We start from the raw sequence: 14,429 nt of genomic DNA, 5'->3' as shown, positions 1-14,429 counted from the left end.
GAAATGACAGGGAGGCAAAAAGTTTGGAAAGAAATCTGGATATTATAGAAGTAACAGGGAGAATGGTTATAGATTCACAGGCAAATCCGGGGATTGAGGCAGAAGTAATTCTGAGAAACGGCGCACATGGGAGAGCGATGGTATCTGCCCCGGGAGAAACAGAAGCCAAAACAGAAGAGGAAAAGATCCGGGAATGTTTGACACAGACCGTTCTTCTCCGGGACGCCTCCGGTCAGGCGGATATAGATCGGCTGCTGTTAAGGGAATATGGCAAAAGTGCTGGTGTACTGGCTCTTTCCATGGCAGTTGCAAGAGCAGCAGGAGCAGGACAGTTTTTACCGCTTTACCGATATCTGGGAGGAACGAAAGCTCCCATTCTTCCTGTTCCTATGCTTAGTATGATCTGTGGCGGTGAAACAGAAGAAAAAGGGATTGATTTTCAGGATCTGATGGTGATTCCCCAGAATACAGTTTCGTTTCGAGAACATCTTCGTATGGGAACGGAAGTTTATCAGGCATTAAAAAAAATATTATTAAAAGATGGATTTGATATCTCTACAGGAGATTTTGGAGGTTTTGCAGCAGATTTAAAACATGGAGAAGAGGCATTGCATTATATCCAAAATGCGATTGTATGTGCAGGTTATGAGCCTGGAATTGATGTTAAGATTGGAATCTGGGCAGAGGCAGACCATTTATATAAAAAAGAAGATGGAGTGTATTGTTTTTTTAAAGAAAGCAGACATAATGGAATTCAAATCAACAGAGACCAGAAGGATATGATGGATTATTATTTAAGACTTGCGGATGGATTCCCTATTTCTTTTCTCTTTAACGGTCTTAGCGGAGAGGCGGAAAAAGAAAGGAAACAGGTGGAGGGAATGTTGGGACACCGGATCTGTCTTGCCTTTCAGGATTTGGATTGTTCCCATGCAGCAGTGATTGGTATGCGTCGGGCAGGCACGGTAACTGAGACGTTAAACCGGGTCAGACAGGCAAAATGTGCCGGACAGAAGGTTGTCATAACCAGTGATCTGATCGAAACAGAAGAATCCTTTGTTGCAGATCTGGCAGTTGCAGCAGGTGCGGATTATATCAGATTTGGTGCACCATCAGGAGGAGAATCCACATCAAAATATAATGAACTTCTTCGGCTGGAAGAGTTTTATTATAACAGGAAGCAGTCCATGGGATAAGGTTTAATCAGTCATAAATAATAAAAGTGGCTTGTATTTAAGGGAAGATTATGGTATGATGTTTTTGTTTGATTATAGGAGGTGGAAGACATGATCAGGATTATATTATCAATCATTTTTGTTATTATATGTATCGCTTTATCAGCGATTATCCTGTTACAGGAAGGAAAGAGCCAGGGACTTGGTGCCATTGGCGGTATGGCAGATACTTACTGGGGACGGAACAAGGGTCGGTCCATGGAAGGAAATTTAGAGAAGTTTACAAAGTACGGAGCATTTCTCTTTTTCATTTTGTCATTGGTACTGAATCTGAATATACTGTAAAGATTAAACACTCTTGTGGTATGAGAACAAGGGTGTTTTTTTCGCATAATTGGATAAAGTATTAAAAAAAGAGAAAAATGAAAATAAGCATATAAAAAGAAAAAATAAAGAGAGGTAAGAAATGACAGGAGAGCAGTTAATGCAGCGTAAAGCCATGCTTTTAGCGCTGTTGGAAGACCCTGCCTATGTACCGATGAAATTAAAGGAGATTGCAATTCTCCTTAACATTCCAAAGGATCAGAAGGAAGAATTAAAGGAAGTGCTTGACGCACTGCTGGCGGAAGGCAAGATCGGTATATCACAAAAGGGAAAGTACGGGAAACCGGAGTTGGGTTCTATTGCAGGCGTTTTTTCAGGACATCCAAAAGGCTTTGGATTTGTTTCCGTAGAAGGAATGGATCAGGATGTATTCATTCCGGAAGATAAAACTGGTTCAGCCCTTCATGGGGATACGGTTTTAATCGGGGTAGAGAGTAAATCTGGAAACGGCAAACGGGCGGAAGGTCATATTATTAAAGTATTGGAACATGCCAATGGTGAAATCATTGGTTTTTATCAGAAGAATAAAAACTTTGGATTTGTGATTCCGGATAACCAGAAGTTGTCAAAGGATGTTTTTATTCCCCAGGGAAAAGATAAAGGGGCAGTAAACGGACATAAAGTAGTGGTGAGAGTAACTGATTTTGGCGGACCGGACAAGAAGCCGGAAGGAATTATTACGGAGATTCTTGGACATGTTAACGATCCGGGAACAGATATTCTCTCCATTGTCCGGGCTTACGGTCTTGCGGAAGAATTTCCGGACGCAGTTATGAAGCAGGTGGCGGAAGTACCGGATTCCATTGATGGAAAGGACATGCAGGGACGGCTTGATCTGAGAAATCTTCAGACCGTTACCATTGACGGGGAAGATGCCAAGGATCTTGATGATGCCATTACTGTTTCTAAAAAAGGAAATGTCTATACCTTAGGCGTCCATATTGCAGATGTGACGAATTATGTGACAGAGCACAGTGCCCTTGATGAGGAAGCTTTAAAGCGGGGAACCAGTGTTTATCTGGTTGACCGTGTAATCCCTATGCTGCCTCATAAGCTGTCCAACGGAATCTGCTCCTTAAACCAGGGAGAAGACCGTCTGGCATTAAGCTGCATCATGGATATTGATGAAAGCGGAACCGTCATTGGCCATAGGATTGCAGAGACTGTGATTTGTGTAGACAGGAGAATGACCTACACTGCAGTCAATGCCATCGTAACGGATCAGGATGAAGAGACAATGAAAGAATATGAGGCATTTGTGCCCATGTTTTTGCAGATGAAGGAACTGGCGGATATATTAAGGGAAAAAAGAAAAAACAGAGGGTCCATAGATTTTGATTTCCCTGAGACAAAGGTGATTCTTGATGAACGTGGAAAACCTGTGGACATCAAACCTTATGACCGCAACGCAGCCACTAAGATTATTGAAGATTTTATGCTGATGGCAAACGAAACCGTAGCAGAAGATTACTTCTGGCAGGAGATCCCCTTCCTTTACCGGACCCATGATAATCCAGACCCGGAAAAGATGAAGAGCCTGGCATTGTTAATCAATAACTTTGGATATTCCATCCGGCTTCATAACGGTGATGTTTACCCAAAAGAAGTTCAGAAGCTTCTTGCTAATGCAGAGGATACCCCGGAAGAGGCTTTAATCAGTCGTCTTGCGCTCCGGTCCATGAAGCAGGCGAAGTATACCGTAACCAATACCGGGCATTTTGGTCTTGCTGCCAAGTATTATACCCATTTTACTTCTCCAATCCGAAGATATCCGGATCTGCAGATTCACCGGATTATAAAGGAGAATTTAAGGGCAGGGCTGAGCGAGAAGAGAATCCGACACTATGATAAGATTTTAGGTCAGGTATCTGTCCAGACATCTGCAATGGAACGAAGAGCAGATGAAGCAGAGAGGGAGACCATTAAGCTGAAAAAGTGTGAATATATGTCAAGATATATAGGAGAAGAGTTTGATGGAGTCATCTCCGGAGTGACCAACTGGGGGCTTTATGTAGAATTGGCAAACACAGTGGAAGGACTGATTCATGTGAACCAGCTCCAGGATGATTATTACCATTTTGATGAAGAGCACTACGAGCTTGTGGGAGAGATGACCAGAAAGACTTATAAATTAGGTCAGCCCATCCGGGTTGTTGTGGCAAACACGGATAAGCTTCTTCGTACCATTGACTTTATTCCTGCCAATGACCTTTCTTAAAAATGGCATGGTTTATTAAATTATCCCAGAAGGGAAGATTTCTATGGCAATCGTTGTAAAAAAGTTAGTAAAGAACGCATATTTCTTATATAAGATGGAATTGGTTGCCGGAAGGAATGGGATGAATAACCTGGTTCAGTGGGTTCATATCATTGAAGACGATGCAGTCAGCCCTTTTTTGCATGGTTATGAGCTGGTGTTTACAGCCGGAATTCTAAACCAGTCAGAGGACTGGCTGCTGGAGTTTGCGAAAAAACTTCATGCCTCAGGAGTCAGTGCATTTGTGGTGAATCTAGGTCCTCATACAAAAGAGATTCCAAAAGAAGTTGCCGCTTACTGCGATGAAATAAATATGCCTCTGTTTACCATTCCCTGGGAGACCAGGATGGTTGATATGACAAGGGATTTCTGCCGGCGGATTATGATGAACGACAATGTGGAAAACAGTATGGCAACCACCATTAAGAATATTATTTTTCACGTTGGCGATTTAGAGTCCCAGATTCTTCAGATGGAGCGTTATGGTTATAAAAGAAATTCTTCTTTCTGTTTCATCAGCGTACTGGCAGAGAAAAGAGAAGAAGTACATTTTGAAGAATATTTAGAACGGCTGACCATATATGCCGAAAAACTTGCAAGGAAGATTCATGAATTATTTATTTCCTTTACCTATCAGGAGAACCTTGTATTTGTGCTGGTGGATTATACAGATGAAGAGATTGAGAGCTTTGTAAGAGATTTTCTGGAATTTGGTAAAAAAGAAAAAAATGACACCATGATTCATATGGGAATCAGCTCCAATCAGCCTGGAATCTATAACCAGGAGCAGAATTTTGAACGTTCCATTTCAGCCATGGAAATGGCGGAAAAACAGAAGGATGCGGTTCTTTATTACGATCGGTTAAGTGTATACAAAATACTGTATGGAGTAAAGGAAAAAACTTTGTTAAGAAGTTTTTACAATGATACCATTGGTTTGCTGGAGGCATATGACAGAGAGAATAAAACAGAACTGACGATTCTGTTGAAAACTTATTTGGAGAACAACGGGAGTCTTCAACTGGTATCAGAAAAATTGTACATTCACCGCAATACCGTAACCAATCAGTTAAAGAGAATTGAGAAGATTACAGGTTTCAACCCTCTGGAATTAGAGGACAAGGTGAAGTTCTATCTGGGGTTTTATATTGGAGATATTCTCTGATATGGGTTTATGCCCAAATTATCCCATTTGCAGGAACGCTCAACTCCATGAAAAAGGCGATTGGTTGTGCGATTGCACAATTATGTTTGTTCACTTGCTGGTTGCATTTCCTGGTTTGATGTGATTATAATACTACCATGTCAAAGACAGAAGGAAATACAGCGGGAACAAATCGTATTTTACTTCTCATATCAATAACAAGTGCAGCGACGATGCTATAAAGCCATCGGTCCGCTGCTTTTTTTGTAGGAGGAAATGATCATGAATGGTGAAGAAATCAAAAGTACATTAAAAGAATATAACTTGCAGTCCTGGAGCAAACAAAAGAATTTAAATCCAATTCCAGTAGAAAAAGCAGATGGCATTTATTTCTGGGATTATGAAGGGAACCGCTACAGCGATATGTCTTCCCAGCTTGTGAACATGAATCTGGGTTTTGGAAACAAGGCGATTGGGCAGGCAATTAAAGATCAGGTTGACCAGTATTGTTTTGTAGGACCGTCTTACGGGGCAGAATCCAGAGCGAAACTTGCCAAAAAGATCATTGAGCTGATGCCGGATAACATGGGAAAAGTATTCTTTACCAATGCAGGAGCGGAATCCAATGAAAATGCGGTAAAGATTGCAAGAATGTTTACCGGAAAAAATAAAGTTTTCAGCCGTTACAGAAGTTATCACGGATCATCATTTGGAGCAGGTAATTTAACTGGTGAACCGAGAAGATATACTCTGGAACCTGGAGTTCCTGGATTTGTTAAATTTTTTGATCCATATGTTTACCGGGAAGCTGTTGAGTTTGACTCAGAGGAACAGGCAACTGCCTACTATCTGGCAAAATTAGAGGAACAGATTCAGTATGAAGGCGGCAATACCATTGCAGCGATTGTTCTGGAAACCATTACAGGTTCGAACGGAATCATCATTCCTCCAAAAGGATATTTACCAGGTGTCCGGGCACTTTGCGATCAATATGGTATTTTAATGATTTGTGACGAAGTTATGACCGGCTGGTGCAGAACAGGAAAGATGTTTGCTTTTGAACACTTTGATATCAAGCCGGACATTGTGACATTTGCAAAAGGTGTTACTTGTGGATACGTTCCTCTTGGAGGAGTGGCAGTCAGCAAGGAAATTGCTTCCTACTTTGATGAGAATTTATTATCCTGCGGACTTACATACAGCGGTCACCCACTTTCCTGCGCAGCAGGTGTTGCGTGTATCGACTACTATGAAGAAGCGGATATTTTAGGAAATGTAAACCGTGTGGGACAGATTCTTGGAAAAAGGCTGGAAGATATGAAAAAAACCTATGCCTGTGTGGGAGATGTTCGTTATATTGGACTCTTTTCTGCCATTGAGCTGGTAAAGAGCAAGGAAACAAAAGAGGCACTGGTACCTTACGGAAAGGATCCGGAAGGAATTATGGGAAAGATTCTTGGCCTTTTAAAAGAACGGAAATTTATGACTTATACCCACGAAAATATGATTTTGATTGCACCCCCGTTAATCATCACAAAAGAGCAGTTGGAAGAAGGACTGGTCAAAGTGGAAGAGGTACTGGCAATCGTAGATAAGGAATTTTTATAATCCGGAAAGAGGTGGAGGATGGCAGCTCAATTTACACTACCAGGAAGAACCATTCTTGGTGACAATGCGCTAAAGAGCAGTGAAGAAGCAATAAAAAAACTGGGAAAGAAAGCGTTTATTGTAACAGGAAAAATAGTTACAAAGATGGGAACCGTATCAATCCTCACCAATTATCTGGACCAGTGGAACGTGGAATATAAGATATTTAATGATATTACTGGTGAACCTACGGATGAGATGATACTTGCAGGAGTAAAGGAATATCAGGAGTCCGGATGTGATTTCTTGATTGGAATCGGCGGAGGAAGTCCTTTGGATAGTGCCAAGGCAATTGCGGCCATGGCAGTACTAGAGGGTTCCATCGCAGATTATATGGGAAAAGAAATCACCGGGGAATTTCCTCCTCTGGTTCTGATCCCAACCACAGCAGGAACTGGTTCCGAGACAACGAAATTCACGATTATTACGGATAAGGAAAAAGGGATAAAAATGCTTTTAAAGGGAGAAGATCTGCTTCCCCAGGTGGCAATCATTGATCCGGAATTTACGCGGACGGCTCCAAAGAGCATTACCGCAGCAACAGGTATGGATGCGCTGACCCATGCGGTGGAGTCATACATCTCCAAAAAGGCAAATCCTTTGACCGATCTCTTTGCCTTATCTGCAATGAAACGTATTTTTCAGTATTTGCCTCTGGCTTATGAGCAAGGAAGTGATTCAAAGGCGAGGGAAGAGATGTCAATAGCCGCCTTTGAAGCCGGCGTGTGTATTAACAATGCGTCTGTAACCCTGGTTCACGGAATGAGCCGTCCAATTGGTGCATTATTCCATGTTCCCCATGGAATATCAAACGCCATGCTCATTACCAAATGCTTATCTTATGTGACCGATGGCTGTTATGACCGGTTTTCAGAGATGGCAAAGGCGATTGGTGTGTGTGACAAGAGCATGGGAGAAAAGGAAGCCAGTGAAGCTTTTTTACAGGCATTGGATCAGCTTTGCAACCGGTGCGGGATCCCAACGCTTTATGAATATGGAATTAAAAAAGAAGAATTTTTAGCTGTTGCAGAAAAGATGGCAGAGGACGCAATGGCAAGCGGAAGTCCTTCTAATTCCAGAAAAGAGATATCAAAAGAAGATATATTAACCATATACGGTAGTTTGTTTTAGATTTAGATCATAAGACTTCCTACAAATATTTCAAAACTTACAAGGGCGTAAGGCAAAAGCTTTACGTCCTTGTTTGCATAACAGGAGGATTAAAATGATGAATGCAGAAATCATGGATGAAGAATTTAAAGAAAGAGATGCCTCTCTTCCAAGGGAAACAGAGATTAAGATAGAAAATCTGAGTGTAAAATTCCCGGATAAAGACGGGGGAGAACCGATTGTGGCTTTAAGCAATGTGAATCTGGAGATCAAACAGGGAGAATTTATTTCCCTTCTTGGACCATCAGGCTGTGGAAAGACCACCCTGCTTAGAACCATTGCCGATTTACAGGAAAAGACATCTGGAACCATTTCAGTTCGTGGTTTGACGCCCAGGGAGATCCGCCTGCAAAAAAAGTACGGAATTGTGTTCCAGTCACCGGTTCTGTATGAGTGGAGAACGGTCCGCAGAAATGTGTGTATGCCTATGGAGCTTCTGGGCATGCCAAAAAAAGACAGAACAAAAAGAGTTACGAAGATGCTTGAACTGGTAGGGCTTATGGAATTTGGAGAAAAGTACCCTCACGAATTAAGCGGTGGAATGCAGCAGAGAGTCAACATTGCAAGGGCTCTTGCAATTCGTCCTGAGATTCTGTTAATGGATGAACCATTTTCCGCGCTGGATGAATTTACAAAAGAAAAGCTTCACGAAGATTTACTCCGGATCTGGCAGAAGACCAATAAGACCATTTTATTTGTAACCCACAATATTCAGGAAGCGGTTTATCTCTCAGACCGTGTGGTGGTCCTTTCCCCGCACCCTGGCCGTGTATCGGCAGTTGTGGATATTGACCTTCCAAGACCAAGACCTGTTGAAATGAAGGAAACTCCGGAATTTAATGCTCTCGTATCTAAGGTTCGAAACAGCTTTGAGGGGGTATAAGTATGACTCAGATGAAAAAGATACTGTCCTCCAGATACATGGTAACCCTTGTTTGGGTGATTGGACTTATTGTTGTATGGGAAATAGGCGCAGCCGTAATAGAGGGAACCAAACGAACTCCTGAGAATGTGCTCCCCCACCTGTATCAGATTCTGGATTCGGTCTTTGATACACAGAAGGTAAATGGAACCCAGACTGCCTTTCAGATGGTGTTAAGCAATGCAGGAATCACGCTTTTAAGGGCAGGAACTGGTTTTGTCATAGGAGCAGGAGCAGGATTTTTACTTGCCCTTCTCATGAGTTTATTCTTACCGCTTGAAAAGATTTTATTTCCTTATCTGATGATGATCCAGATGATTCCCATTCTTGGTATGGCACCAATTGTTCTTGCCATCACCAAAGATATTGACAAAAGCAGGATCATCATTGCCGCCATCTTAACTTTTTATCCGGTGGCAACCAATACCTTAGCCGGATTTCAGTCCGTTGCAAAGGAAAAACATGAACTGATGTATTCCCTTGCAGCAAGCAGATATGAGATATACCGGAAGTTGTTAATTCCGTCTTCCCTGCCTTATTTCTTTACCGGATTGAAGATCTCTGCACCAATGGCAATTACAGCCGCCATTCTTGTGGATACCCTTCAGGGCGGAGCTGGACTTGGAACTGCACTGTCCCAGTCTTTAAAACACGCCACAACTATTTATATATTCTGGCAGATTGTATTTTTAAGTGCAGTAATAGGAATTGCAAGTTTTTACGTTATGGTGTTATTGGAACAGACCATATCCCCCTATAAGAAAAAGAAGAAAAAGTAGAAGGAGAGGACATGAAGAGAAAAAGACATTTTAAATGGGATAAACAGTCTGCAAAAACAGTGCTCTATCCTGTGCTGTTCGGTATCCTTTTGCTGATTTTCTGGCAGACACAGATTTTACACAAAATAATCGGAGCAGACACATTTACCCTTCCTTTACCTGGCAGAATCCTTCGGATTGTTATGGATAATGGTCCGGCTGTCTGGAAGAATGTGCAGGCAACCATGATTGTAGCCATGGGAGGATTATTATTTGGTTCTGTTTTTGGATATCTGTTGGGTGCTATTGCAACATTTTTTCCAAAATGGGGAGCAGGAGGTCTTAGCATTGCTTCTGCAGTCAGTGCAGTTCCCATCATTGCAATTGCTCCGATTTTAAACAATTTAACAAAGGATTTCAGCAAAGATGCCAACATAAGAAGTATGTTAGCAAAAATGATTGTAGTTACCATCACCTGTACCGCAGCCATGTGCATCAACGCATACAGAGGGCTGAATGAATTAAAACCATTTTCCCTGGATTTGATGAAGAGTTATGCGGCAGGGAAAACAACGGTGTTTTTAAAATTGAGGATTCCAAACAGTGTTCCCTATATATTTGTAGCTTTGAGAGTCAGTGTACCAGCCAGCATCATCAGTGCTTTAGTCAGCGAATATTTTGCTGAATTTATCATTGGAGTAGGCAGACAGATCCGTGAAAACATTGTGCTTGCCCAATATGCAACAGCCTGGGCCTACATTGTGGTGGCATGTGCCATGGGAATCATTTTGTATGGAATATTGCTTGCAGCAGAAAGTGCTTTGCTGAAAGGAAGAAAATAGTCACAACCAATATGAGGAGGAATCATTTATGAAAAAACAGACAAAAACTTTAACCGCAATGGCAGTAACTCTTGCCCTTACCACTGCAGCAGTAACGGGTTGTGCAGGAAACAAAGAAAGTGAAACCGTTCAGGAAACTTCGGCAGCAGAAAGCACAACATCAAAAGAAGCCGCCGCACCAAAAACAGAAACAGGCGGAGAATATTATCTGGCAGATGCCACAGCACAGGAAGTGATTGCCGATGCTGCAAGCAAAGGAAAGATAGGAAACTGGGGACTTGGAAATGAATATGAAGTTCAGGCTCTTTTGACCAAATATGGGCAGGATACATCATTTTTAAGTCAGGCATTTGATATGGACGGTTTTGATGATGACTCCATCTTGCTGGCTTCTGCAATGACTTTTAATGAGCTGGGCCTTGTAAAAAATACTTACAAAGGCGGATATGCTTACGGAGATTCGGTCAAGACCATTGATATGAATGATGAAGGCGTAGCCATGCTGGAAGATAACATCTTTACCACAAGAGAATTTGCAGAGGCAAATCCAAACACCGTAAAAGCCTTTGTCCGTGCTTCCATGAAGGGTTGGGAATATGCCTGTGCCAATCCGGAAGAAGCGGCAGAGATCGTATTTCATGCAGGTTCTTCAGTATCCAGTGACCATCAGGCTTATATGGCAGAAGAAGTTGTAAAGCTGGTGGAAACGGATACAAAAGGAAACAAAGTAACAGACCTTGGCAACATGGATGAAGAAGCATTCCAGCAGACCCTTGATCTGGCAAAACAGTACATCAAATTAGATGACAGTGCAGCAGCACAGAAGTTACAGACCTTAACTTTGGATGATTTCAGGGATACCTCCTATTGGAAAGCTGCCATGAGCGGGGAAGAACTGGGAGCACCGGAAAAAACAGATATATCCATTCAGTTAAAATGGCTGCCTCAGGCACAGTTTATGGGATATTATGTGGCAGAAGCCAAAGGATATTATAAAGATGCCGGATTAAATGTAACCATTACACCAGGCGGCGGAGACATTGGAGAAACAACTGCAGTTAATTCTGGTCAGGTTGATTTTGGAGTAACCTGGGATGCCAACCTGATTGCAGCCAATGCCGGAGGAATGGATTTGATTGCAGTAGCCCAGGTATATCAGAGATCTGGATTAGTCCTTGTATATAAAGTAAATCAATAACAGAACGTCAAGGAGGAAAAAGAATGGATTTACTGATTAAGAATGGAACAATTGTAACACCGGAAGAGACATTTACAGGTGATATTGCAGTAAAAGACGGAAAAATTCAATGTATTGGAACTAATCTGACAATAGAAGCAGAACGAGTAATAGATGCATCCGGGAAAATGGTTTTACCTGGAGCCATTGATGTTCATACCCATCTGGCAATGCCTTTTGGCGGAACAGTTTCCTCAGACGGTTATTTATCCGGAACCAGGGCAGCGGCATGCGGCGGAGTAACCACAGTTTTTGATTATCCCATCCAGAGAAAAGGAAAAGGGCTTGTGGAAACGGTTGAGGAACGAAAAAACATATGCGATCCCGAGGCGTGTGTGGATTATGCGTTTCACTGCTGTATTACCGATCTGAATGGAGGAACTATTTTAGATGAGTTTGAAGCGGCTGTGGATTACGGAATCACCAGTTTTAAATGTTTCCTTGTATACAAAAAAGAAGGCATGATGGTCGATGACGGAACCCTGGTCCGTATATTAAGAAAAGCAAAGGAAACAGGAGCCATTACCAACATTCATGCGGAAAACCCCGATGTGATTGATTTAAACATTGAGCAGTTTCTTGCAGAAGGCAAAACCTCTGCCTGGTATCACTATTTAAGCAGACCAGAGTATGTGGAAGCAGAGGCAGATAAACGTGCCGTACATTGGGCAAAGTCTGTGGAAGCACCTCTCTACATCGTCCATATGGCAAATAAAGAAGGTTTAGAGGCAGCCGTTGCTGCAAAGCGGGAAGGGCATCCGATCTATATTGAAACCTGCCCTCAGTATCTGGAGTTCACCAGTGATGTCTATAAAAGAGAAGACGGACGCAATTTCGTATGTTCTCCTCCGATTAAGGCGCAGGAAAGCCAGGACGCTCTTTGGAAAGCAATTATGGATGGGAGCATTGATACAGTAGCAACCGATCACTGCCCATTCCAGAGTTATGAAAAAGATTGGGGAAAAGATGATTTTACAAAGATTCCAAACGGCTGTGCAGGAATCGAGAATTTATATCCATATATGCTGTCCAAAGCCAATGAAGGCAAAATCAGCTTTAACCGGGCTGTTGAACTTTGTGCCGCCAATCCCGCAAAGATCTTTGGATGCAGCGAAAAGGGTTCTTTGACCGTTGGAAAGGATGCAGATATTGTTATTTATGACCCGGATAAGGATGTGACCATTTCCGCAGATAACATGCACTCAGACTGCGACCACACCATATGGGAAGGAATCAAGGTACACGGATATCCGGTGCAGACGTATGTAAGAGGACATCTGGTATATGACAATGGGGAATTTGTAGGAACTCCGGGATTTGGAACCTATGTAAAACGAAAACCGCAAAAATAGAGTCTGGAGTGATCATATGAATCAGTTATTATATAAAGAAACTTCCTTATTAGAGGAGACTGGAGGGTGCCTTTTATGCAATGAGGCACCTTGCAGGAAGGCATGCCCATATGAACTGGAAGTGGATAAAATCATTCGTTCCTACCGGTTTGAGAATAAAACAGGAGCGGCAAACCGCCAGCCGGAAGAACTCCCGTGCCAAACATGTGAAGATACGCCTTGTATGTCTGCCTGTCTGAAAGGAAAGATCAGCAATCCGGTGCCGGTGAAAGGAATATTTGAAAAGATTGCTTCCTATGAAAAAGAAGATCTGGCTGAGGTGGATCTTTCCATTGATTTCTGCGGAATACCTTGTGAAAATCCATTCTTTTTGTCCTCTTCTGTGGTAGGAAGTAATTATGAGATGGTGGCGAAAGCATTTGATATGGGATGGGCTGGTGTGGCATTTAAAACCATCGGAGTCTTTGTGCCGAATGAAGTCTCACCTAGATTTGACGCAATGAAGAAAGAAGCCGTTCCTTTTGTGGGATTTAAAAATATAGAACAGATTTCCGATCACACATTAGAAGAGAACCTTTCCTTTATCCGGGATTTGAAAAGAGACTATAAAACCAAAATCTTTGTTGCGTCCATCATGGGGCAGACCGAAGAAGAGTGGACTTATCTTGCAAAAGCTGTTACGGAAGCTGGAGCGGATATGATCGAATGTAATTTCTCCTGCCCTCACATGGCAGCAGACGGGCTGGGATCCGATGTGGGACAGAATCCGGAACTGGTGGCTGCTTATACCAGGGCTGTGAAAAGAGGAACTCATCTGCCGGTTCTGGCAAAGATGACGCCGAATATTGGTAATATGGAGATTCCTGCACTCGCCGCAGTAGAAGCAGGAGCGGATGGAATTGCTGCCATCAACACTATTAAAAGCATTATGAATGTTGATACAGATACTTTTGTATCGGGACCTTTTGTAGCAGGAAAAACCAGCGTGGGCGGATATTCAGGAAAAGCCGTTAAACCCATTGCGCTCCGTTTCATTCATTCCATGAAGACCCACAAAGGGCTTACCAGCATTCCCATCAGCGGAATGGGAGGAATTGAAACCTGGAGGGATGCCTTTGAATTTATGGCTCTTGGCTGTGAGAACATTCAGGTGACCACATCAGTCATGCAATATGGATACCGCATTATTGAGGACATGATTGAAGGGATGAAACATTATTTAAGTTCCCATGGTTATAAAAGTATCAGCGAGATTGTAGGAAAATCTCTTGTCCACACCATACCAACCGATGAACTGGACCGGGATTCCATATGTTATCCTAAATTCGACCGTAAAAAATGTATTGGATGCGGAAGATGTTATCTGTCCTGCTATGATGGCGGGCATCAGGCATTAAGGCAGGATGAGAAAACCGGGCAGCCTGTGATGGATGGGAAAAAGTGTGTGGGCTGTCATCTTTGTGCTTTGGTATGCCCTGCAAATGCAATTTCACCAGGTGCCAGAGTGAAAAAGAAAAAATAATCTGTGTTCAAGGAGGAAG

Annotated in this window: 12 protein-coding genes; all 12 read left to right on the top strand. The window is 42.5% G+C overall.

All coding sequences use genetic code 11. The annotated features are described in order from the left end of the window. The first annotated feature begins 23 nt into the window (after positions 1–23). The 12 genes from FAY33_RS02710 (at position 24) to preA (ending at position 14,410) form a co-directional block, all read left to right on the top strand. Positions 24–1,196, top strand: a complete 1,173-nt coding sequence (locus FAY33_RS02710; RefSeq protein WP_185967467.1) for a hypothetical protein — start codon at positions 24–26, stop codon at positions 1,194–1,196. Positions 1,197–1,286: 90 nt separating this feature from the next. Further along, positions 1,287–1,520, top strand: a complete 234-nt coding sequence (gene secG / locus FAY33_RS02705) for a preprotein translocase subunit SecG (RefSeq protein ID WP_143319212.1) — start codon at positions 1,287–1,289, stop codon at positions 1,518–1,520. A gap of 121 nt (positions 1,521–1,641) precedes the next feature. Further along, a complete protein-coding gene (rnr, locus tag FAY33_RS02700; RefSeq protein WP_347562642.1) occupies positions 1,642–3,777 on the top strand; it encodes a ribonuclease R in 2,136 nt (711 codons plus the stop codon). 43 nt (positions 3,778–3,820) lie between these two features. Continuing rightward, complete coding sequence (locus FAY33_RS02695) at positions 3,821–4,981, top strand: PucR family transcriptional regulator (protein ID WP_143319211.1); 1,161 nt, start codon at positions 3,821–3,823, stop codon at positions 4,979–4,981. 261 nt (positions 4,982–5,242) lie between these two features. Continuing rightward, positions 5,243–6,568, top strand: a complete 1,326-nt coding sequence (locus FAY33_RS02690; protein ID WP_143319210.1) for an aminotransferase class III-fold pyridoxal phosphate-dependent enzyme — start codon at positions 5,243–5,245, stop codon at positions 6,566–6,568. 18 nt (positions 6,569–6,586) lie between these two features. After that, positions 6,587–7,738 (top strand): iron-containing alcohol dehydrogenase, encoded by a 1,152-nt coding sequence (locus FAY33_RS02685; RefSeq protein ID WP_143319209.1) that lies wholly within the window; start codon positions 6,587–6,589, stop codon positions 7,736–7,738. Positions 7,739–7,850: 112 nt separating this feature from the next. After that, a complete protein-coding gene (locus FAY33_RS02680) occupies positions 7,851–8,660 on the top strand; it encodes an ABC transporter ATP-binding protein (RefSeq protein WP_143319585.1) in 810 nt (269 codons plus the stop codon). 2 nt (positions 8,661–8,662) lie between these two features. After that, positions 8,663–9,478 (top strand): ABC transporter permease subunit, encoded by an 816-nt coding sequence (locus FAY33_RS02675; protein WP_143319208.1) that lies wholly within the window; start codon positions 8,663–8,665, stop codon positions 9,476–9,478. Between the two features lie 11 nt (positions 9,479–9,489). Beyond that, positions 9,490–10,299 carry an ABC transporter permease subunit gene (locus FAY33_RS02670; RefSeq protein WP_143319207.1) on the top strand — a complete coding sequence of 270 codons (810 nt, stop codon included), beginning with the start codon at positions 9,490–9,492 and terminating at the stop codon, positions 10,297–10,299. 28 nt (positions 10,300–10,327) lie between these two features. Further along, positions 10,328–11,497, top strand: coding sequence for an ABC transporter substrate-binding protein (locus FAY33_RS02665; protein ID WP_185967465.1), 1,170 nt, complete (start codon positions 10,328–10,330; stop codon positions 11,495–11,497). Between the two features lie 23 nt (positions 11,498–11,520). Then, positions 11,521–12,888 (top strand): dihydropyrimidinase, encoded by a 1,368-nt coding sequence (gene hydA / locus FAY33_RS02660; protein ID WP_143319206.1) that lies wholly within the window; start codon positions 11,521–11,523, stop codon positions 12,886–12,888. Positions 12,889–12,904: 16 nt separating this feature from the next. Continuing rightward, positions 12,905–14,410 (top strand): NAD-dependent dihydropyrimidine dehydrogenase subunit PreA, encoded by a 1,506-nt coding sequence (gene preA / locus FAY33_RS02655; protein WP_143319205.1) that lies wholly within the window; start codon positions 12,905–12,907, stop codon positions 14,408–14,410. Positions 14,411–14,429 lie beyond the last annotated feature (19 nt).

It is taken from the genome of Clostridium sp. HBUAS56010, from assembly GCF_007115105.1.
In the GTDB taxonomy this organism is placed as follows: Bacteria; Bacillota; Clostridia; order Lachnospirales; family Lachnospiraceae; genus Lacrimispora.
Note: the sequence above shows the minus strand (reverse complement) of the source record. Positions and strands in the feature narration are given on the sequence as shown.